This is a genomic window from Staphylococcus caprae, from assembly GCF_003966625.1.
Lineage (GTDB): Bacteria > Bacillota > Bacilli > Staphylococcales > Staphylococcaceae > Staphylococcus > Staphylococcus caprae.
In genome coordinates, this window is sequence record NZ_AP018587.1 from 1,939,440 (window position 1) to 1,962,234 (window position 22,795).

General features: G+C 34.1%; 22 protein-coding genes. 10 read left to right on the top strand and 12 right to left on the bottom strand.

Annotated features, from left to right (window positions below):
- Nucleotides 1-7 precede the first annotated feature (7 nt).
- From purN to purE, 9 genes are read right to left on the bottom strand one after another with little or no spacing between them, the layout of a single operon-like run.
- Nucleotides 8-574 carry a phosphoribosylglycinamide formyltransferase gene (gene purN / locus JMUB898_RS09320; RefSeq protein WP_002442118.1) on the bottom strand — a complete coding sequence of 189 codons (567 nt, stop codon included), beginning with the start codon at nucleotides 572-574 and terminating at the stop codon, nucleotides 8-10.
- Nucleotides 571-1,605: a phosphoribosylformylglycinamidine cyclo-ligase gene (gene purM / locus JMUB898_RS09325; RefSeq protein ID WP_002442115.1), complete on the bottom strand. Its 1,035-nt coding sequence runs from the start codon at nucleotides 1,603-1,605 to the stop codon at nucleotides 571-573. Before purM ends, purN begins: the two co-directional genes overlap by 4 nt.
- Nucleotides 1,598-3,082: an amidophosphoribosyltransferase gene (gene purF / locus JMUB898_RS09330; protein WP_002442113.1), complete on the bottom strand. Its 1,485-nt coding sequence runs from the start codon at nucleotides 3,080-3,082 to the stop codon at nucleotides 1,598-1,600. Before purF ends, purM begins: the two co-directional genes overlap by 8 nt.
- Nucleotides 3,061-5,250 (bottom strand): phosphoribosylformylglycinamidine synthase subunit PurL, encoded by a 2,190-nt coding sequence (purL, locus tag JMUB898_RS09335; protein ID WP_002442111.1) that lies wholly within the window; start codon nucleotides 5,248-5,250, stop codon nucleotides 3,061-3,063. Before purL ends, purF begins: the two co-directional genes overlap by 22 nt.
- Nucleotides 5,243-5,914 carry a phosphoribosylformylglycinamidine synthase subunit PurQ gene (gene purQ / locus JMUB898_RS09340; RefSeq protein WP_037541307.1) on the bottom strand — a complete coding sequence of 224 codons (672 nt, stop codon included), beginning with the start codon at nucleotides 5,912-5,914 and terminating at the stop codon, nucleotides 5,243-5,245. The genes purL and purQ overlap by 8 nt, the downstream gene beginning before the upstream one ends.
- Before the next feature lies 1 nt (nucleotide 5,915).
- Nucleotides 5,916-6,176: a phosphoribosylformylglycinamidine synthase subunit PurS gene (gene purS / locus JMUB898_RS09345; RefSeq protein WP_002442107.1), complete on the bottom strand. Its 261-nt coding sequence runs from the start codon at nucleotides 6,174-6,176 to the stop codon at nucleotides 5,916-5,918.
- The gene (gene purC, locus JMUB898_RS09350) at nucleotides 6,173-6,880 is read right to left on the bottom strand and encodes a phosphoribosylaminoimidazolesuccinocarboxamide synthase (protein ID WP_002442106.1); all 708 of its coding nucleotides are present in this window, start codon (nucleotides 6,878-6,880) and stop codon (nucleotides 6,173-6,175) included. Before purC ends, purS begins: the two co-directional genes overlap by 4 nt.
- Entirely contained in the window at nucleotides 6,881-8,008 is a 1,128-nt protein-coding gene (purK, locus tag JMUB898_RS09355; RefSeq protein WP_002442104.1) for a 5-(carboxyamino)imidazole ribonucleotide synthase, read from the bottom strand. It lies immediately after the preceding gene.
- On the bottom strand, nucleotides 7,995-8,477 hold the full coding sequence (gene purE / locus JMUB898_RS09360; RefSeq protein ID WP_037541305.1) for a 5-(carboxyamino)imidazole ribonucleotide mutase: 483 nt from the start codon (nucleotides 8,475-8,477) through the stop codon (nucleotides 7,995-7,997). The genes purK and purE overlap by 14 nt, the downstream gene beginning before the upstream one ends.
- 202 nt (nucleotides 8,478-8,679) lie before the next feature.
- On the opposite strand from purE, the gene folD reads away from it, so the two are divergent.
- Nucleotides 8,680-9,537 carry a bifunctional methylenetetrahydrofolate dehydrogenase/methenyltetrahydrofolate cyclohydrolase FolD gene (gene folD, locus JMUB898_RS09365; protein ID WP_126501986.1) on the top strand — a complete coding sequence of 286 codons (858 nt, stop codon included), beginning with the start codon at nucleotides 8,680-8,682 and terminating at the stop codon, nucleotides 9,535-9,537.
- 212 nt (nucleotides 9,538-9,749) lie between these two features.
- On the opposite strand, the gene JMUB898_RS09370 is transcribed toward folD, so the two are convergent.
- A complete protein-coding gene (locus tag JMUB898_RS09370) occupies nucleotides 9,750-10,895 on the bottom strand; it encodes a globin domain-containing protein (RefSeq protein ID WP_037541302.1) in 1,146 nt (381 codons plus the stop codon).
- A gap of 264 nt (nucleotides 10,896-11,159) precedes the next feature.
- Between JMUB898_RS09370 and JMUB898_RS09375 the strand changes: the two genes are divergently transcribed.
- From JMUB898_RS09375 to rihC, 6 genes are all read left to right on the top strand, one after another.
- Nucleotides 11,160-11,477 (top strand): DUF5011 domain-containing protein, encoded by a 318-nt coding sequence (locus JMUB898_RS09375; RefSeq protein WP_002442094.1) that lies wholly within the window; start codon nucleotides 11,160-11,162, stop codon nucleotides 11,475-11,477.
- 302 nt (nucleotides 11,478-11,779) lie between these two features.
- The gene (qoxA, locus tag JMUB898_RS09380) at nucleotides 11,780-12,904 is read left to right on the top strand and encodes a cytochrome aa3 quinol oxidase subunit II (protein ID WP_002442093.1); all 1,125 of its coding nucleotides are present in this window, start codon (nucleotides 11,780-11,782) and stop codon (nucleotides 12,902-12,904) included.
- Nucleotides 12,904-14,892: a cytochrome aa3 quinol oxidase subunit I gene (qoxB, locus tag JMUB898_RS09385; RefSeq protein WP_002442091.1), complete on the top strand. Its 1,989-nt coding sequence runs from the start codon at nucleotides 12,904-12,906 to the stop codon at nucleotides 14,890-14,892. The genes qoxA and qoxB overlap by 1 nt, the downstream gene beginning before the upstream one ends.
- Complete coding sequence (gene qoxC / locus JMUB898_RS09390) at nucleotides 14,882-15,487, top strand: cytochrome aa3 quinol oxidase subunit III (RefSeq protein WP_002442089.1); 606 nt, start codon at nucleotides 14,882-14,884, stop codon at nucleotides 15,485-15,487. Before qoxB ends, qoxC begins: the two co-directional genes overlap by 11 nt.
- Complete coding sequence (qoxD, locus tag JMUB898_RS09395; protein WP_002442087.1) at nucleotides 15,484-15,774, top strand: cytochrome aa3 quinol oxidase subunit IV; 291 nt, start codon at nucleotides 15,484-15,486, stop codon at nucleotides 15,772-15,774. The genes qoxC and qoxD overlap by 4 nt, the downstream gene beginning before the upstream one ends.
- A 148-nt stretch (nucleotides 15,775-15,922) precedes the next feature.
- Entirely contained in the window at nucleotides 15,923-16,831 is a 909-nt protein-coding gene (rihC, locus tag JMUB898_RS09400) for a ribonucleoside hydrolase RihC (RefSeq protein WP_037541544.1), read from the top strand.
- Nucleotides 16,832-16,928: 97 nt separating this feature from the next.
- On the opposite strand, the gene JMUB898_RS09405 is transcribed toward rihC, so the two are convergent.
- Nucleotides 16,929-18,131, bottom strand: coding sequence for a serine hydrolase domain-containing protein (locus tag JMUB898_RS09405; RefSeq protein WP_002442083.1), 1,203 nt, complete (start codon nucleotides 18,129-18,131; stop codon nucleotides 16,929-16,931).
- 31 nt (nucleotides 18,132-18,162) lie between these two features.
- Nucleotides 18,163-19,815, bottom strand: coding sequence for a phospho-sugar mutase (locus tag JMUB898_RS09410; RefSeq protein ID WP_002442081.1), 1,653 nt, complete (start codon nucleotides 19,813-19,815; stop codon nucleotides 18,163-18,165).
- A gap of 447 nt (nucleotides 19,816-20,262) precedes the next feature.
- On the opposite strand from JMUB898_RS09410, the gene JMUB898_RS09415 reads away from it, so the two are divergent.
- The 3 genes from JMUB898_RS09415 (at nucleotide 20,263) to JMUB898_RS09425 (ending at nucleotide 22,689) form a co-directional block, all read left to right on the top strand.
- Nucleotides 20,263-21,471 (top strand): LCP family protein, encoded by a 1,209-nt coding sequence (locus tag JMUB898_RS09415; RefSeq protein WP_002442080.1) that lies wholly within the window; start codon nucleotides 20,263-20,265, stop codon nucleotides 21,469-21,471.
- A 100-nt stretch (nucleotides 21,472-21,571) separates the two neighbouring features.
- A complete protein-coding gene (locus JMUB898_RS09420) occupies nucleotides 21,572-22,042 on the top strand; it encodes a DUF2538 family protein (protein ID WP_037541300.1) in 471 nt (156 codons plus the stop codon).
- Nucleotides 22,043-22,260: 218 nt separating this feature from the next.
- Nucleotides 22,261-22,689, top strand: coding sequence for a GNAT family N-acetyltransferase (locus JMUB898_RS09425; RefSeq protein ID WP_037541298.1), 429 nt, complete (start codon nucleotides 22,261-22,263; stop codon nucleotides 22,687-22,689).
- Nucleotides 22,690-22,795 lie beyond the last annotated feature (106 nt).

Below are 22,795 nucleotides of genomic sequence, written 5' to 3' on the forward strand. Positions count from 1 at the left end.
TACTCCTCTATTTAATGATTTTAGCGATAACTCTTGGATAAAGTTCATATTCTAAATTTTTGACTCTCTCTTCTAAATCTTCTTTTGTGTCGTCCGGTTTAATATCACATTGTTGTTGTTCAATAATTTCTCCCGTATCCATGCCACTATCAACAAAGTGTACAGTTGAACCTGTCACTTTATCTCCACTTTCATATGCTTGTCCTATTGCATCTAACCCCTTATATTTAGGCAATAGTGAAGGATGTATATTTAACATACGGCCTTCATATGCATGAAGTAAATCTTCACTGACCAATCTCATATATCCTGCTAAAACAATCCATTGAACCCCTTCGTTGGATAACAGTTTTAGTAAGTGTTGTTCATATGATGATTTAGATATAAAATCTTTCGGTTGATTGATGTGGACTGGAATATTTAATTTTTCAGCACGTTCAATGCACTTTACACCCGCTTTGTCCGTATATAGCGCCGTGACTTCAATACCAGGTAAATCCCCTTTTTGCACACGATTTACAATATTTTCAAAGTTACTACCAGAACCAGAAGCAAAAATCGCTATCTTAATCACGATTCTACCCCCAGTAAATGTATAGGTGTTTCCGCATCTTCAATAATTTCACCAATTTCATATGCTTGTGTATCAAGTGCACGTAAAGTTGTTAAGGCGGTTTGAACATCCTTTTTATCTACGATAATTGTGTATCCAATCCCCATATTGAAAATATGATACATTTCATCAGTACTAATCTTTGCTTGTTGTTGTAACCAATCAAAGACTTTTAATGTTGGGAAAGATTGTGTATCGATTTGTGCTGATAAGCCTTTAGGCAACGCTCTTGGTATATTTTCATAAAAACCGCCACCAGTAATATGATTCATCGCTTTAATATTAATATGCTTTTTCAGTTCAAGTATCGGTTTCACATACAATTCCGTAGGTGTTAAGAATGTATCTAAATATGATTGACCATGAAAATCATCGTTCAAATTGATGCCTGATTGAGCGATTAATTTACGAACTAAACTATAACCATTAGAATGTACACCGTTAGATGCTAAGCCTATAACAACTTGACCTGCTTCAACTTTAGAACCATCAATGTAGTCTTCTTTCTCGACAGCCCCTACAGCAAAACCAGCAATGTCGTATTCACCTTCATGATACATTTCACCCATTTCGGCAGTTTCGCCACCGATTAATGCTGTGTTCGTTTGTTCGCAACCATCACTTACACCTTTAACAATCTGCTCAATGATTTCTGGTACCACTTTATTCGTCGCTATATAATCTAAGAAATATAATGGTTCAGCACCTGTAGTTAAAATGTCATTCACACACATTGCTACTGCATCGATGCCGATGGTGTCGTGTTTATTGTAATCAATAGCTAGTTTTAATTTCGTACCAACACCGTCTGTACCTGAAACTAGTACAGGTGCTTTCATATTGAGTTGAGACAAATCGAAAGTAGCACCAAAGCCACCTAATCCACCTAAGACTTCTTTACGCATTGTTCGTTCAACATGACTTGAAATTCTTTCTACCGCTTCGTAGCCTGCATGAATATTTACACCTGATTGTTCATAAGCTTTAGACATGTAAATTTCCCTCACTATCAAAATAATGTTTATTATTTGCTATATATGCTTTTTGACGATCACTTAAATGCGCTTTGTAATTCTTTTCATAGTCATAAAGTCCAGCAGGATAATCTCCTGTAAAGCTCTCCACGCATAATCCGTTATACGGTGCGTCGTAATTTAATCCTATTGAATCGATAAGTCCATCAACACTTAAATACGCTAGTGAATCAGCACCAATATAGTCTCTAATCTCTTCAGGTGACTTACTCGCTGAAATCAATTCAGCAGTTGTGGAAACATCGATACCATAAAAACTTGGGAACATAAATTCTGGCGAAGCAATTCTTACATGCACTTGGTTGGCCCCTGAGTCTTTCAACATCTTCACGATTCGTTTTGATGTTGTGCCTCTCACAATAGAATCATCAACCAGAATGATATCCTTTCCATCAACAATATCTTTAACTGCTGACAGTTTGACACGTACGCCTTGTTCACGTAATTCTTGAGTCGGTTGGATAAACGTACGGGCTACATATTGGTTCTTCACAAGTCCCATTTCATATGGCAGACCGATTTGTTCAGCGTAACCACTGGCAGCTGATAATGAAGAGTTTGGAACGCCAATAACCATGTCCGCTTCTGCAGGACTTTCTTCTGCAAGTCGCTTACCTGATGCTTTTCTTACAGCATGCACGTTTTTACCTGCGATGGTTGAGTCAGGTCTTGCAAAATAAATATATTCCATTGCAGAAATAGCAGTATTCGTATGACGTGTATATGATTTCACTTCGATGCCTTCATCGTTAATAATGACGTATTCGCCAGCATGTATATCTTGGACATACTCCGCACCTAATACATCAATAGCACATGTTTCACTTGCTAAAATGTATGCACCATTTTCAGTTTTACCGACTACAAGTGGACGAATCGCATTAGGATCAACCGCACCATATAATGCATCTTTTGTTAGTATTGCAAAGGTGAAACCACCTTTAATTTGACGTAAGCTTTCTTTTAGTGCCTCTTCGAATGAAGGCGCCTTACTACGTCGAATTAAGTGCATAATCACTTCTGTATCTGAAGACGAATGGAAAATGGCGCCATGCTTTTCCAAGTTTTGTCGTAAAGATTGTGCATTGATTAAATTACCGTTATGGCAAATCCCTACGCTCATGTCATAGAAGTGATATAAGAAAGGTTGAATATTTTCAATCCCTTTATTTCCTGAAGTGGCATAACGGACATGTCCAATCGCATGAGGATGACCTTTTAATTGTTCTAATTGCGTATCTTTAATCGCTTCTGTGAGTAATCCTAATCCTCTTTCTCCTTTAAGATGTTCATCATTAGAAACCACGATACCTGCACCTTCTTGACCACGATGCTGTAAACTATGAAGTCCCATATACGTTAATTGTGCTGCTTCAGGATGATTCCAAATACCAAATACGCCACATTCCTCATTTAGTCCTGAGTAGTTAAACATTGAGCAATTGCTCCTTCCCATGTTTGTTTAATGTCTGAGACCTTTTCCGAAATAGAAATTTCTGAATTAGATACTTTGAATAATCCATCTTGAGTAAATCGTCCAATTTCTTTAGCATGGTCGATATCTAGGGTTTGCCCTTCTTTAACCGATACAATATAGCGTCCTTGCGTTTCACTAAATAATTGTGCATTAGTGACATCAAGTTGAACCTCAAGTCCCATGTTATAATAAGCGCTAATTTTAGCTAATGTAAGGAGTAATCCGCCTTTACCTACTGTCTGAACATGTGACGCTATACCATGACGAATGGCATTCTTAATTTGTTCACCCTTTTCAACTTCATCACTTAAATCAATCGCTTCAAATTCATGATTTACTGAACCGTATAATAATTTCTCAATTTGGCTTCCACCGAAATCATCACGTGTATCCCCAACTAAATAAAGTGTCTCCCCAGCTTTAGGATGGAAATCATTTAAATAGTTAATATCTTCAATCAGTCCTACCATGCCTACAACTGGTGTTGGGAAAATAGATGTACCACGCGTTTCGTTATATAAAGAAACATTACCTGACACTACAGGTGTCTTTAGTACTTCACATGCTTCAGACATGCCTTTCGTCGAATCAATTAATTGTTGATAAATTTCTTTCTTTTCAGGAGAACCGTAATTCAAGCAATCTGTCATCGCAAGTGGTGTAGCACCTACAGCAATTAAGTTACGATAGGCTTCTGCAACGACCATCTTTCCACCTTCATAAGGTTGATTAAATACGTAACGTGCTTCTCCATCGATCGTTGAAGCAATCGCTTTATTTGTACCTTCAACACGTACGACTGAAGATTGTAATCCAGGTTTAATAATAGTATTTGCGCCTACTTGCTGATCATACTGCTCATATAAATAATGTTTCGATGCAATGGTTGGATGTTTTAATAATTTTGAAAAGACATCTTGCACATCAACATGGCTGTAATCATTTTTAGAAGTGTTATATTCCTTTTCTTCTCCTTCAAGAATATATACAGGTGCTTCATCAGATAGAGGTTGTACAGGAATATCAGCAAATACTTCGTCTTCATATGTTAAAACGAATCTGTCAGTATCCGTCACTTCACCAATAACTGCACTATCAAGTTCATGTTTATCAAATAAGTCTAGGAACTTTTGTTCAGTGCCTTTTTCAACAACGAGTAGCATTCGTTCTTGTGTTTCAGAAAGCATCATTTCATAAGGTGAAATACCAGGTTCTCTAGTTGGAACTTGATCGAGTCTTAAATGAAGACCACTTCCACCTTTTGCAGCCATTTCTGAGGAAGAAGAGGTTAAACCAGCAGCACCCATATCTTGAATACCAACAAGCTCGTCATAAGTAATTGCTTCGAGTGTAGCTTCCATGAGTTTCTTACCTACAAATGGATCACCAATTTGTACTGAAGGACGTTTACTTTCACTTTCTTCTGTTAGTTCTTCAGAGGCAAATGTTGCACCATGAATGCCATCACGACCTGTTTTCAAACCGACGTAAATCACTGAATTACCGACACCTTTTGCAGTCCCTTTTTGAACCATGTCGTGATCAATGACACCCACACACATCGCATTGACAAGAGGATTGCCATCATAACGATCGTCGAATTCAATTTCTCCTGCTGTTGTAGGAATACCAATACAGTTGCCATAACCGCCAATCCCACTCACTACACCTTTAAGTAAACGTTGATTTTGTTTGACTGATAATTCACCAAATCGCAAACTATTAAGTAAGTTAATTGGACGTGCACCTATTGAGACGATATCTCTTATGATGCCGCCTACACCAGTTGCTGCACCTTGATAAGGTTCAATTGCTGATGGATGGTTATGTGATTCCACTTTGAATACAACGGCTTGATTATCTCCAATATCCACGACACCAGCACCTTCACCTGGACCCATCAACACATGTTCACCTGTTGTTGGGAATTGCTTTAAGAAAGGTTTAGAATGCTTGTATGAACAATGTTCACTCCACATGACTGAGAATATGCCTACTTCTGTAAAGTTGGGTTCTCTGCCAAGAATTTCTACTACTTTATCGTATTCTTTATCACTGAGCCCCATATCTTGATAAAGTTTTTCAAGTTTAATTTCTTCAATACTTGGTTCGATAAATTTAGACATGTTGTTCCCTCCAACTTTTGACCATTGATTCAAACAATTTCACACCACTATCTGTGCCTAACAATGTTTCAAGCGCACGTTCAGGATGTGGCATCATCCCACATACATTTCCTTCTTTATTGACGATTCCAGCAATATCTTCGTATGAGCCATTTGGATTATCCGTATATTTAAGTATAATTTGGTTGTTTCGTTCAAGTTCAGTAAACATGTCATCGGTACAGTAATAATGACCTTCGCCATGAGCAACTGGATAAACAACCTCTTGATTTGCTTCATACAAATGTGTGAATGGTGTTTGGTTATTAGTAATCGTTAATGTTTCGTTTCTACTTATGAAGAGGTGTGAATCATTATGTAGTAATGCACCTGGAAGTAAACCAATTTCTGTTAAAATTTGGAATCCATTACACACGCCAAGGACTGGCTTACCTTCTTGTGCTAAACGTTTCACTTCATTAATAATAGGAGCAACACTTGCCATTGCACCTGATCTTAAATAATCACCGAATGAAAAGCCTCCAGGAATCAGTACTCCGTCAAACCCCTCTAGACTTGTTTCGCGATAATCGACATATGCTGCATCTACACCAGATTTAATCGCTGCATTATACATATCTCTATCGCAGTTTGAACCTGGAAATACAAGAACTGCAAATTTCATCTTATGCATTCTCCTTTTCATCAATCACTTTATAGCTATATTCTTCAATGACTGTGTTCGCAAATAACTTTTCACTTAATGTTGTAATAATGTTATCCACGGCTTCATCTGTAGCTTCATCAACTGTCATGTATAAAACTTTACCTACTCGAATGTCATTCACTTGCGTATAACCTAAATCGTGAACGGCTCTGTTTAAAGCTTGTCCTTGTGTATCTAGCACCTGGGGTTGTAAAGTGATGTGTAATTCGATTGTTTTCATGATTTAAGATCCTCCAATTTATCTAAAAATGTTTGGTATGTTTCAATGAGTGAGCCAGTGTCATTTCTGTAAACGTCTTTATCGAAGTTAGTATCTGAATGCTTATCCCATATACGACATGTGTCAGGTGAAATTTCATCTGCTAATAGAATAGTGCCATCGTGTGTTTTACCGAATTCGACTTTGAAATCGACAAGTCTTAATGACATTTCGTCCATGAGCTGTACTAACACTTGATTAATTTCTTTTGCCATTTGTTTTAATTGGGCGATTTCTTCATCGTTTGCAATGTGGAGCAATTTCACGTGATCGTCTGTAATAAGCGGGTCGTTAAGGTCGTCATTCTTATAGAAAAATTCGACTAATGGTTCTTCAAATTTATGTCCTTTTTCAAAGCCTAATCGTTTGGTAATAGAACCAGTGGCGATATTTCTCACTACTACTTCCAATGGGATAATGTCTACTTGTTCGACTAATTGTTCTGTTTCAGAGAGTTGCTTAATGAAATGGTTATTGATGTCGTGGTGAGTTAAATAATCAAATATAATGGATGTGATTTGATTATTTAACTTTCCTTTGCCAGGCATTGTGTCTTTTTTGACCCCGTTGCCTGCGGTTACTTCATCTTTGTATTCTACTCGCAGTTGATGTTCTGTATCTGTTGTGTATACTCGTTTTGCTTTTCCTTCATATAATAATGACACTTATTTGTCTCTCCCTTCGAACTTCATTAACATATATTGTTCCGTTTGATTCACATCATCAGTTAGTAATGTCATGTGTCCCATTTTTCTGTCGGGCTTTCTTTGTGATTTACCATAAATATGAACATGCCATTCCGGATGATTTCCGAATTCATTTTCAAGTAAATCTAAATCACGACCGAGTAAATTCATCATTACAGCAGGTTTAAGCACTTCTATCTGTTGAGGTAATTTCTGACCAGTGACGGCTAATATGTGTGTATCAAATTGTGAGAAATCACATGCCTCTATAGAGTAATGTCCTGAGTTATGTGGACGTGGCGCAATTTCATTTACATAAAGTTTATTATTCCTATCTATGAAAAATTCAACTGTAAAAGTACCTACAAAATGGATGACGTTCGTAATCTTATCTATCTCTTTACGTGCCTCTTTTTCTTTATCTGTTCTAGCAGGCACGATTGTTTTAAATAAAATTTGATTTCTATGTTCGTTTTCTTGTAATGGGAAATACGTGGTTTGCTGCTCGTTACCAATTGTGACAGTAAGAGACACTTCTTTATCGATATCAAGATATTGTTCAGCTACGCATTCTTGATTTTCAATTAATGACATTGCTTCTTGAATATCTGATTCCTGTTTAACTAATATTTGGCCTTTGCCATCATAGCCACCGAAACGAGTTTTAACGATGAATGGATAACCTAATGTTTCAATCGCTTGTGTTAAATCTTGTGAATTTTTAATTTGTAGAAAAGGAACAATTTGCGCTCCTGCTTCTTGTAATGTTTGCTTTTCCGTTAATCGATCCTGAAGTAATTGGATCGCTTGGAAACCTTGAGGTACATTATAATGTTCTGTCAGTTGTTTAAGCTGCTTTGAGGAAATATTTTCAAATTCATAAGTAATGACGTCAGTTTTCTCACCTAGTTCATTTAAAGCTTGTTCATCATCATATTCAGCGTGGATAAATTGATGTGCAACGTATCGACATGGACTATCTTCGTTAGGATCTAACACAATCACTTTGTAGCCCATTTTCTGCGCAGATTGTGCCATCATCTTCCCTAATTGACCTCCGCCAATAATTCCGATTGTTGAACCGAATTTTAATTTATTGAAGCTCATTTTGCATTGCCTCCACTTTATTAACTAGAGATTTTTCATAATTTTCCAAATTCTTTTGAACTGTTGAATTGTTTATTCCTAGCATTCTTGCCGCTAGAATTCCAGCATTTTTCGCTCCGGATTTACCTATAGCTGTTGTAGCCACTGGTATACCTCCAGGCATTTGTACAATTGAAAGCAATGAATCTAAACCTTTTAAACTTTTCGACTCAATGGGAACACCTATTACAGGTAAAGTTGTCATTGATGCTACCATTCCAGGTAAATGTGCTGCGCCCCCTGCACCTGCGATAATAATGTCATAACCATTTTGACGTGCTTCACTAGCGAATTCGAACATTAACTGAGGCGTACGATGTGCAGAAACGACCTTTTTATCGTACGGTATTTCAAATTCTTCTAACATTTTGCAACTTTCTTTCATAATTTCCCAGTCTGAAGAACTGCCCATAATGACTGCTACTCTCACTTTGCACACCCTTTCAAAAGTTTGTATTGTGATAAGAAATAGTTGTATATTACAGATATAGCATAACAATCATGTCATACTTTTTCAATCAAAAATCGAACTTTAATATTAAATTTAAATTTAATTTACGTCTTTTGACTATTAATTAGATTAATATTAGTGTTAAAGTTAAGATATTAATTAAAATAAGGAGGCGTTTTAAGTGGTTGCTAAAATTTTAGATGGTAAGCAAATCGCAAAAGAATATAGACAAGGTCTACAACAACAAGTCGAAGAATTAAATAAGCAAGGTTATACTCCGAAATTGTCAGTCATACTAGTCGGAAATGATGGTGCAAGTCAAAGTTATGTCAAAGCGAAGAAAAAAGCTGCTGAAAAAATAGGAATGATTTCTGAAATTGTCCATTTAGATGAAACAACTTCCGAAGAAAACGTATTAAAAGAATTAGAAAGACTTAACAATGATGATTCAGTTAGCGGAATACTTGTCCAAGTTCCCCTACCTAAACAAGTAAGCGAACAAAAAGTTTTAGAATCTATTAATCCTGATAAAGATGTCGATGGCTTTCACCCTTCTAACATAGGTAAGCTTTATATCGATGAGCAAACTTTCGTTCCATGTACACCATTAGGTATTATGGAAATTCTAAAACATGCAGATATTGATTTAGAAGGTAAACATGCGGTAGTGATTGGCCGAAGTCATATTGTAGGTCAACCAGTTTCCAAATTATTATTACAAGCTAATGCAACTGTTACTGTGTTACATTCTCGTACAAAAGACATGAGTAAACATTTAAAAGATGCTGACGTTATTGTGAGCGCTGTAGGTAAACACGGATTAGTTAGTAAAGATGTGGTTAAAGAGGGTGCCGTTATCATAGACGTCGGAAATACGCCAGATGAAAATGGTAAATTAAAAGGCGATGTTGACTATGAAGAAGTAAAAGAAATCGCTGGCGCTATTACGCCTGTACCTGGAGGCGTAGGACCATTAACAATTACGATGGTACTTAATAACACATTACTTGCAGAAAAAATGCGTCGCGGCATTAAGTAGAATGCCTCTCAATATTAAATTGATACTGACGTAAAAGTTTAATTCTTAATAAATATATATATGACTAATACAAAATAAGCTCTAAGACCATTTCTTCAATGTAATACTCACCGTAAAGTTAGCTTTTTGGTCCGGCTTTTCGAGGTGCAAATTACAATTAGAAATCATCTTAGAGCTTTTATTTTAAAATTTATATTCTATTCTATACAGTTTTATACATTAACACTTAGTTTAGGAATAAATGTTTCATAATGAATCTTGCTAGAATCTACATTTAATTCTTTCAATGCTTCAATAATTGATTTTAAGAAATGTGTTCCTCCACAAATATAAATTTCAGTTTCTTCATTTATATATGCTTTTAATTTTTCTTTATCTAAATAGCCTTGTTCATTTTTATCATAAAGTTGATAATCAGCATTTTCACTTTTATCAGCTATTTCAGTAATTAAAGATTCAAAAGGTATATCATTCACATCATTAATAACTTGTATAAATTTAGCTTTTGAACCATTTTCAACAACTTCATTAAACATAGGAACTAATGGAGTAATTCCAATTCCTGAGCCTAAGAATAACTGTTCATTAGATAAGTTACTCACTTTGAATGGACCAACTGGAGCAGAAAGGTTAATTGAATCTCCTTCTGATAACTCATCGTGTAATATAGTAGAAACTTCACCTTCGTGATCAGTAGTTACATCACGTTTAACTGCGAATGTTAAATGTTGTTTATCTCCTTCAACGATAGAATAGTGACGTTTAGCACGATATGGCATTTTCTCACTACTTACATCGACCGTAATATATTGACCTGGTACAAATTGGCTTAAATCATATTCATCAGATACTACAGTAAATGATTTGATATCAGAAGAAATTTGATTAATTTTTTCAATTTTAAATGGTTGGAAACCATCCCAAGCCATTTGGCTATAGATATCTTTTTCTACTGATATAAATACATCAGCTATTTCCTGATATGCTTTTTTCCAAGTTTTTATAATATCATGACTATCGTCTAGCCCAACAACTTCTTTAATGGCTGCAATAAGATTTTCTCCAACAATATCATAACCTGCTGGCGGAACTTGAAGTGCACAATGTTTATACGCAACTTCTTTTACAACTGGCATGATGTTTTCTAAATGATCTATATTTACAGCCGCTGCTAAAACACTTTGCGCTAGAGCTGTAGATTGAAGACCTTTTTGTTGATTGGTTTGGTTGAACATATTTTTCAACTCAGGGTGTTGCTTAAACATTCTTTTATAAAAATGTGAAGTAATTTCCACACCTTTATCTTGAAGTACAGGCACTGTTTCTTTAACGATACTTTTTTCTTTTTCTGTTAACATTATTTCCACTCCCACATTAAGGTCTTTTTAAAGGCCTATTAATTTGACGCAATTACAGTTTATTCCTATTTATTTAAAAATTAAACGAAATGCTAAATATTTCACAAAACTTTCAATTTACATAAACTTAAACGAAATTTACCAAAAATATATTTAATTTAGATTAATACTAGGTTATATTAAGACCATAGTATGATGTATAAATATCGAATATAAAGTATATTAGACTTAAATCATAAATGACTATCAGACGGAGGTTACGTTATGAACAAATTAATTCAGTCATTATCGGCACTTGGCGTTTCAGCTACCCTAGTGACACCTAATTTAAATGCCCAAGCTACTTCAAATACCGAACCTCAATTACGAGGCGTTAACGACATTGTTATTGAAAAAGGTGAAGACTACAATTTATTAAATGGTGTAAGTGCTTATGATAAAGAAGATGGAGACTTAACACATAAAATTAAAGTCGACGGTCTAGTAGATACATCAAAAGTAGGTAAATATGAAGTTAAATATAAAGTGACTGATTCTGACGGAGCCGAACAAACTTCCACAAGATATATTGAAGTAAAATAAATAATTATTTACAAAGTTGAGAAATTTTCTCAACTTTTTTTGTTTATAAACCCTCTCAAACCCTCTAATTGATAACGTTTCTCAATTTTATATTGCATTACATGTAATTTTGTTAAATTTGTCGATTTTCACAAAATGTACACATAATTTTAACAAATCTTACAATCCCCGTCATACCTTATATCAATGCATATTCTTTACATATAACAATATTTTTTTTAATACAGGTACTTGTAAATATTGTGTAATAAACTAAAATTAATGGTAAGCTCTACATTTGTAGTATTAGGAGGTCAAAAAAAGTGTCAAAATTTAAGTCTTTGCTTCTATTATTTGGCACACTAATTTTACTTAGTGGCTGCTCAAATATAGAAGTTTTTAATGCAAAAGGGCCAGTAGCAAGTAGTCAGAAGTTCTTGATCATCTACTCAATCATCTTCATGCTTGTTATTGTTGTCGTTGTGCTTGCCATGTTTGCATTCTTTATTTATAAGTACAGCTATAATAAAAATGCAGAATCAGGCAAGATGCACCACAATTCTTTAATTGAAACAATTTGGTTTGTGGTACCTATCTTAATCGTTATTGCATTAGCTGTCCCAACAGTTAAAACATTATACGATTACGAGAAACCACCTCAAAAAGACAAGGACCCACTTGTGGTTTACGCAGTAAGCGCTGGTTACAAATGGTTCTTTGCCTACCCAGATCAACACATCGAAACTGTTAATACATTAACAATTCCTAAAGATCGTCCAGTCGTATTCAAGCTTCAAGCGATGGATACTATGACAAGTTTCTGGATTCCACAATTAGGTGGTCAGAAATATGCTATGACTGGTATGACAATGAATTGGACTTTAACAGCCGATCAATTAGGTACCTTCAGAGGTCGTAACTCTAACTTCAATGGTGACGGATTTGCACGTCAAACATTTAAAGTTCACTCTGTAAGCCAAAGTGATTTCGATAAATGGGTTAAAGAAGCTAAAGGTAAGAAAACATTAAGTCAAGATACTTTTGACAAACAAATCTTACCAAGTACACCTAACAAAGAATTAACATTTAATGGTACTCATATGGCGTTTGTTGACCCAGCGGCTGATCCTGAATATATCTTTTACGCATATAAACGATATAACTTCGTTCAGAAAGATCCTAACTTCACATCAGAAGAAGATCTTTATAAAGATGTTAAGGACAAACCAATTAAACCTGCTCGTAAGGTTAAAGTTACAAACGCAAACTATGAACGTCATGGTATGAAACCAATAATTCTCGGCAACAATGAAAAATATGACAATGAGTTCAAAAAAGAAGAGGACCATAACTCTAAAGAAATGGAAAAAATTTCTAAAGGAGCAAAAGACGAAAATGCGTCTAAACTTCAAAAAAAAGAACATGATGATCATGGAGGTGGACATTAATGAATTTTCCATGGGATGAATTACTCGTTAAAGGTAACTGGATGATTATCATGGCACAAATTGGTGCCCCGTTCTTAGTTATCGGACTTATCGCAGTAATTACGTATTTTAAATTGTGGAAATATCTATATAGAGAATGGTTCACATCCGTAGACCATAAAAAAATCGGTGTAATGTATTTAATCTGTGCCGTATTAATGTTCGTTCGTGGTGGTATTGACGCGTTATTAATTCGTACTCAATTAACTATTCCAGATAATAAGTTCTTGGAAGCAAACCACTATGATGAAATCTTCAGTACGCACGGTGTAATCATGATTATCTTCATGGCGATGCCTTTCATCTTTGGTTTATGGAATATCGTAGTTCCATTACAAATTGGTGCACGTGATGTTGCCTTCCCTGTAATGAACAACGTTAGTTTCTGGCTATTCTTCGCTGGTATGATTTTATTCAACCTTTCATTTATCGTAGGTGGATCTCCAGCTGCAGGTTGGACTAACTACGCACCACTTGCTGGTGAATTTAGTCCTGGACCAGGTGTCAACTATTATTTAGTTGCAATACAGATTTCCGGTTTAGGTACATTGATGACCGGTATTAACTTCTTTGTAACAATACTTAGATGTAAAACTCCTACAATGAAGTTTATGCAAATGCCAATGTTCACTGTAACAACATTTATTACTACATTAATTGTTATTTTAGCTTTCCCTGTTTTAACAGTAGCGTTAGCTTTAATGACAACAGATAGAATATTTGGTACACACTTCTTTACAGTAGCAGATGGCGGTATGCCAATGTTATGGGCAAACTTCTTCTGGGTTTGGGGGCACCCTGAGGTATATATCGTTATCTTGCCTGCATTTGGTATTTACTCTGAAATTATTCCAACTTTCGCACGTAAACGCCTATTCGGTCACCAAAGCATGGTTTGGGCGACTGCAGGTATTGCGTTCTTAAGTTTCTTAGTTTGGGTTCACCATTTCTTCACAATGGGTAATGGTGCGTTAATCAACTCATTCTTCTCAATTTCAACAATGTTAATCGGTGTTCCTACCGGTGTTAAACTATTCAACTGGTTATTAACACTATATAAAGGTAGAATCACATTTGAGTCACCTATGCTATTCTCATTAGCATTCATCCCTAACTTCCTATTAGGTGGGGTTACTGGTGTAATGTTAGCGATGGCATCTGCGGACTATCAATATCACAACACTTATTTCTTAGTAGCCCACTTCCACTATACATTGGTTACTGGTGTAGTATTTGCCTGCTTAGCTGGTTTAATCTTCTGGTATCCAAAAATGATGGGTTACAAATTAAACGAAACGTTAAACAAATGGTGCTTCTGGTTATTCATGATTGGATTCAACGTTTGTTTCTTACCACAATTCATCCTAGGATTAGATGGTATGCCACGTCGTTTATACACTTACATGCCTTCTGATGGTTGGTGGTTATTAAACTTCATCTCAACTATCGGTGCATTACTAATGGGAATCGGCTTCCTATTCTTAGTAGCAAGTATCGTTTACAGTCACATCAAAGCACCACGTGAAGCTACTGGTGATAACTGGGATGGACTTGGTCGTACTTTAGAATGGACAACAGCATCAGCAATTCCACCTAAATACAACTTTGCAATCACTCCAGACTGGAATGACTACGATACATTTGTTGATATGAAAGAACATGGTCGTCATTACTTAGACAACCATAATTACAAAGATATTCATATGCCAAACGATACTCCAGTAGGTTTCTGGATGGGTATCTTCTTTACAATCGGCGGTTTCTTCTTAATCTTTGAAACTTTAGTTCCTGCAATTATTTGCTTAGCAGGTATTTTCATTACTATGATTTGGAGAAGTTTCCAAATTGATCATGGTTACCATATCCCTGCTTCTGAAGTTGCTGAAACTGAAAAACGCTTAAGAGAAGCTCGTATTAAAGAAAGGGAGGCTGTAAGTCATGAGTCATGATACAAAAACAATCGATTCACGTAGTCATGAAGGCGAATTAAATAAACTTGGCTTCTGGATATTCCTTACAGCTGAATTCGCGTTATTCGGTACCCTATTCGCAACGTTATTAACTTTGCAACACGGTGGCGATTACGCACACAAAATGACTACTGAGTTATTTGAATTGCCTCTTGTACTAATAATGACATTTTCATTATTATTAAGTTCTTACACTTGTGGTATTGCAATTTACTACATGCGTAAAGAGAAACAAAACTTAATGATGATTTGGATGATCATCACTGTACTATTAGGGCTTGTATTCGTAGGTTTTGAAATTTACGAATTCGCACACTATGCACAAGAAGGAGTTAACCCAACTATCGGTTCCTTCTGGTCTAGTTTCTTCATCCTATTAGGTACGCACGGATGTCACGTATCTGTAGGTATTGTTTGGATCATTTGCTTATTAATCCAAATCGGCACACGCGGTTTAGATTCTTACAATGCTCCTAAGTTATTTATAGTAAGTTTATACTGGCACTTCTTAGATGTTGTTTGGATCTTCATCTTCACTGCCGTATATATGATAGGGATGGTGTATAGCGGATGAATACAATCGTAAAACATACAGTCGGATTTATTGCTTCTATCGTATTAACGCTTTTAGCAGTTTTCGTAACACTATACACATCAATGACATTCCATGCTAAGGTAACAATTATCTTCGGTTTCGCATTTATCCAAGCTGCAGTTCAATTATTAATGTTCATGCACTTAACTGAAGGTAGAGATGGACGTCTTCAATCATTCAAAGTTATCTTCGCAATTATCATTACTCTAGCTATCGTTATCGGAACATACTGGGTAATGCAAGGTGGTCACTCTCACCACTTATAAAAATGAGTCAGATTATCAAGCTCATGGCTTTGTTAATCACAAGCAAGCTAGCATTTTATATGTTAGCTTGCTTTTTTTATTGTCGAAATTACATTACTATAGTGTTACGCTTAATGGGAATTTATTTTCAAGAAGGAGAAGAGAAATGATGGTTACACCAATTATTATTGACACAGATCCAGGTATAGATGATGCGGCAGCGATAAGTCTTGCCCTATGTCATCCTGAATTTGATTTGAAGATGATTACTACAGTTAATGGAAATGTTGGAATTGAAAAGACAACCGCCAATGCTTTGAAATTGAAACGATTCTTTAATAGCGATGTCCCTGTCCACAGAGGTGCTTCGAGACCATTATTAAATGAAATTGTCGATGCGATTCCTGTTCATGGTGAATCGGGTATGGATGGCTACGAATTCCCACCTATTTCTGAAAAGGATTTAGCATCTACTCATGCTGTGGAGGCTATGAAAACGGCATTATTAAATTCCGAAGAGCCTGTTACTATCATAGCCATAGGTCCATTAACGAATATAGCCATACTCCTTTCAACTTATCCAGAAGTAACAAAACATATTAAAGAAATTGTTCTTATGGGAGGAAGTACCGGTCGAGGTAATGTCACACCACTAGCTGAGTTCAATATTTATTGCGATCCTGAAGCCGCTCAAGTTGTATTCAATTCTGGATTACCTATAACAATGATTGGTCTTGATTTAGCGAGAGAAGCTATGTTTACACATGACTTTGTGAAAAAATTCAAAAACACAAATGAAACTGGATTAATGCTTCATGATATATTTCAACATTATAGAAGCGAAGATTTTGAGTATGGTGTTAAAATTTATGATGTATTCACTATCCTCTATTTACTAAGTCCACAAGCATTTAATGTGATTGAAGCAGATGTACAAATTGAGTTAGATGGTCGTTATACTAAAGGAGCAACTGTAGTAGATTTCAAATCACAATATCCGAATTGTACAGTCGTATTATCTCCTATAAATAACATGTATGAAGAGGTTTTCTTAGAAGCACTCAATTATTGTAAATAAAATGATTAACAAATAGCCATTAATCTCGAAAAAAAGCACACCCAAAAAATGAAATTTTGGATGCACTTTATAATAGATTAATGGCTTATTATCTTTTTTATTGAACTTTTACGCCTGGTGTATTATATGGTTTCTTTTGATTAAGAATATTATAGAAAATGTGTTTCATTTTATCTTCGTTTGGAACGAAACCATTGGTATTTTTAACGTTAGTACCTAAAATGACAATGTATCGATCGTTAAAATAAACTGTAAATATTTGTCCGAAGAATACGCCATTTATTCTATTTAAATATGGTGTTACATAGAAACCATAACGATATTCTTCTGGATACTCTTCTGTTCCTAACTCATGAAGCATTGGTTTTGTTACTTTAGAATTAAATAATTTATCTTGTTGTAACGCATATATCAATTTACCCATATCATATGGAGCCATGTATAAGTTCCCTGCTCCATAATATTGATCTAATACATTTGGACGTAAGAATGAGAAGCTATTATTTTTGAATTTATATCCCTTTGCCATCTCACTTTGTAACGGTTTTTCATCATAAAATGATGTATGTTTTAAATGGTATTTATTTCCTAGGCGTTGATAATAGTTTTTAACGTATGGTTTTCCAGTTACTTTTTCGATGACTTTAGCTAATACTAAATAGTTTGCATCGTTGTAACTATGTTTATGATAAATAGAATCATCTATGCCACGTTTTTGAATTGATAATACTGCTTGATCTAAATTTTTAATATTAGTAGAAGCTTCATATTTATATAATCCGCTTTTATGTAACATTAAATCTTTAATTGTAATTTCTTTATCTGTTTTAAACCATGGTAAATACTTGGTTACAGGATCATGTAAGTTAACCTTATGTTCTAATTCTAATTGCTTTAACATTAATCCAGTAGTAAATTTTTGAGAAGAACCTATTAAATACATTGTATTAGCAGTGTTTTTCTTCCCTTTTTCTATATCTTGATAACCATAGCCTTTATTCATTTTTATTTTACCATTATCAAAAACTGCCACTGTCCCGTTAAAATTCGTTGATTTTAAATATTTATTAATTTGTTCATACATTGGTTCTTTTTTATCAAGAACTGTTTTTAACTTCTTAGGAGCTTTAACTGTTTTATCTCTTTTTTCAATATAGTGGGTATTATCATTTTCGTTTTTCAAAACTTGATTTTCGATATGTTGATGCTTACTCCATCTAAATCCTATTAATCCCACTAATACGATTAATACAACTAATACGACAATAAAAAATATTATTTTAAATTTATTAAGTTTCATCTTCTTTTGTTGGCCTCACACATTCAAGTCTTTAATATTCAATATAAGTTTTTTGAAAATCTTTAATTACACTTTCAATATCTTCTACATTAAGTGAAAAATATATTTTTATTTTAGGTTCAGTTCCAGATGGCCTAATCGCTATAAATCCTTCATCAAATATTAGACGTATTAAGTTCGAATTAGGTAAATATGTTGGCTCTTTTTCGCCACTATCCATATATTCAATGGTACCTAACTGATAATCTTCTATCGCTTTAACATCTAACCCACATATTTGGTGTATAGATTCTTTTCTAAAGGAATCAATAATATCTTCTATTTTTAGCTGTCCTTCTCTTCCTTCAAAAACTGGACTTAAATTAACATTTCTATAATGACCAATTGCACGATATATGTCATTCAGCGTATCTGTTAAAGTAATATTGTTCTCATAAAGTAAATTCTTGTACTTAATGATCAACGGTACAATTTGAATCGCATCTTTGTCTCTAACAAATGGTTCAACCATATACCCATTACTTTCTTCAAAAGCGAGTAACAACTTCTCAGCACTGTTATCTTTTGAATTTAAAATTTCCGATATATATTTAAATCCTGTAAGCACGTTATAAACTTTAACATTGAGTGCTTCAGCAAGTTTATCACTCAGTTCACTTGTCACAATCGACTTAACGATATATAAGTTCTCATATGAAGCGTCAATTAAATCTTGATATCGTAATTTCATCAAAATAAGTCCTAGTTCATTGCCACTAATAAATCTACATTCTCCATTGTCTAAACGTTCTACTACACCTAGTCTATCCGCATCAGGATCTGTAGCTATAATCAATTGTGCGTCATTTTCTTCTGCGAGAATCTTACTAGCATTAAAAGCAGACTCATCTTCAGGATTAGGACTATCAACAGTTGGAAATGTCCCATCTGGCTTTGATTGTTCCTTTTCGATAATATAATTATCATAATTCAACTCATCCAATATTTCAGAAACGATAGGTAAGCTTGTTCCATGAAGACTTGTTAATATTGTTTTGGCATTTGTCTTTTCAATTTTTCCTGTCGCTTGGATGACTTTATTTTTATAACTATTTCTAACATCGTCTTTGGCATAAACAATTTTGTTAGCGTTAACTAGTGCTTCGAACTCCCCACCTATAACATCCAGTGGATTTTCAACTTCTTCAATATAATTACTTAATATTTCAGAATCTTTTGGTAGCAGTTGTCCTCCATATTCGTTATAAACCTTAATGCCATTATAATTTTTAGGATTATGACTCGCAGTAATCATAATACCGCCATCTGCACCATAATATCTTACTGCATACGAAAGTTCCGGCGTGGATTTATAAATATCGGATGTGATAACTTTTACATTATTTTGTGCAAGTGTAGTTGAAATCTCTTTTGAAAATGAATCAGAAAGTAGTCTAGAATCATAAAAAACAACAATACTCGCTTCTTTATTCCTCGATTTAAAAAATTGAGCTATACCTAAAGCTACTTTTCTTACCGTGAAAGCATTCATTCTTCCAGGACCTATACCGAATATACCTCTAATACCTGCAGTCCCAAAAGACAATTGAGTTGTTAATCCTTCTTCTATCTCTATATCATTTTGTTGCTCATAAAACGGTCGAATCAAACTTTCATCCAATCGTTTTATCCATTCTTGTTTCATGAGTAATCTCCTTTCTAAAAACAATCATTGTAAAGGAAAGTAGCATGTTAAATCTATGATGAAAAATTTGGTTATCTGTAACTGTCACTAAAATCTAATTTAACAAGTTATGTATTTGTTTAGCTAAGCATTATTATAACTTAACACTTTAGATAAATCACTTTAATTAGATAATACGCTTATTTAAAAATAATTCTATAGTACTTTAGTACCATAAAGATTTCTAATCGATATAAATTCAATCACATTGTAGATTTAAATGTAAATTTTGTTTGAAGAATGTAAAATTAATATGAATCTAAGAGTTGTAATTTTGCTAATAAAGTAATACAATTTAAGGCTATAGTGCATAAGTACGAAATGTAATAGTACTTCTATTAATAATGCTTACATAACAACATAGAATTAGATAATGATAAATTTTAAAATAAATTAGGAGCACTCCCGATGAACAAATTTTTAAAGTATTTTTTAATATTATTAACATTAGTTCTTGTCGTTGGTCCAATCCTATTTGCTACTCAATTATATAAAAGTTCAGAATCCGCTTTTGAAAAGTCTCAAGATAAAAATGACGCGCAACGTCAATCAAATTTAAGAGATTCAAAAGTTAATCCTGAAAAGCAACCTATTTCAATTTTATTCTTAGGAATAGATGATAATGAAGGTAGAGAAAAGAATGGACAAAGTATAGAACATTCCCGATCAGATGCAATGATTTTATCCACATTCAATCAGAAAAAGCATCAAATTAGAATGCTTAGTATCCCACGAGATACAATTAGTTATATACCTAAAGTTGGTTATTACGATAAAATTACACATGCGCATGCTTATGGTGGCCCAATTGCTTCAATGGATTCAGTCGAAGCAACAATGAATGTACCAGTTGACTATTATGTTCGCGTTAATATGAAAGCTTTCGTTGAAGCAGTTGATGAATTAGGTGGCATTTATTACGATGTGCCTTATAACTTAAACGAACCAAATAGTGATGACACTGGAAGAATTAAAATTAAAAAAGGCTATCAAAAACTTAATGGTGATCAAGCTTTAGCAGTAGCCAGAACAAGACATCAAGATTCAGACTTAAAACGCGGACAAAGACAAATGGACTTAATTAAAATTCTTTTCCAAAAAGCACAAAGTTTAGATTCTATTGATAAATTAGATAATGTAGTAACGATTGTTGGTAAAAATGCTAAACACAACCTTACTAAAAAAGAAATTAAAGCTTTAGCAAAAATGTATTTATCTGGCGACACAGATATAAAAACTTCCCAACTTGAAGGTAAAGATGACTACCTAGACGGCATTTATTATTACAATCCAAGCGTAAAAAGCATTATGAAATATTCAAATATCTTGCGCTCTGATTTAGGCTTATCTAAAATAACAGATAAAGATGAATTTTTAGATCACAGAGTTATCAAACATTATGGTTCACTCGTACCTCTAACAGAACTAGATGACAGTTTATTACGTAAAAATCAAAAAGATACTACAAGTGACGATAATGATAGTAACAATAACAACGATGAGAATACCAATAACAATGATAATGAACAGAATAACGTTCAAAATAATCAAACTACAGATAACCAAAATACTTACGAGAATAATAATCAAGACCAATATCAACAAAATAATTATTAAAACAATACTATGAATGATGGTAATAATATGAACGTACAATAAAAGATTGAATGAGTATTCATATTTCAGTATTGGTACATTTAAGAGAGGAGCTAAAGCAATGAGTCGTAAAACATACGAAAAAGTCGCCCATATTAACGGCATGTTTAATATGTTAGAACAACAAATTATCCATAGTAAAGATATGGCGCTATTTCGAAATGAATTCTTCTATGTTAATCATGAACATAGAGAAAATTATGAGGCCCTTTTAATTTATTATAAGAATAGTATCGATAATCCAGTAGTAGACGGCGCATGTTATATTGTTGCCCTACCCGAAATTTTCGATAAAGTGGATGTATTCGAATCTGAATTACCATTCACATGGGTTTATGATGAAAATGGTATTACAGAAACGATGAAAAGTATTAGCATACCATTACAATATTTAATAGCTGCTGCTCTTGAAGTTACAGATGTGAATCTCTTTAAACCATCAGGATTTACAATGGGGATGAATAACTGGAATATTGCACAATTACGTATATTTTGGCAATATTGTGCCATTGTTCGAAAGGCAGCTTTATAAAATAGCTTGATCCTTTCATTAATAAATAAAATAGTACTTAACCGCTAATAAGTTAGTTAGCTTTATTAGCGGTTTTTTTATGCTTTTATCAAAAACGATGACGACTTCGATTTAAAGTGTGTACATTTTTATGTGTGAAAAATTCAATGAATTTTCATCATGTTTTTGATTTATTTACTTAATTTCGGGAAGAACTAGAGATAATGGAGGTGTTTAAAATGTTTAAAAAAGTGCTTGATGATAATATGTTGAACGATTGTTATACAGTTAGAAAAAAAGTATTCGTTGAAGAACAACATGTTCCCCTATCCAATGAAATTGATGATAAAGAATCGATTTCTTACCATATTATTGGTTACAAAGTGAATGGAGAACCTTTTGCTACTGCAAGAATAAGACCAATTGATAACTATTCAGGGAAAATTGAACGTGTCGCGATTACAAAAGAAAACAGAGGTTTAGGTTATGGCATTCAATTAATGGAAGCCATTGAAGAAATTGCCAAAGATTTGAATTTTAAAGAATTGATGATGCATGCTCAAACACAAGCACAAGGCTTTTATACTCGTCTTGGATATAGCACTCACGGGGAAACCTTTATAGAAGAGAATATAGAGCACATTATTATGAAGAAAACTATGGAATGACCTTTCATCGAGAAAGCAACTTAATTTAAAATCAAAAATGTAATACTACGTATAAATTTCGAGTCCCCTTTTTACTGAGGAATGCTGAAATCAGTGGTTTGGACAA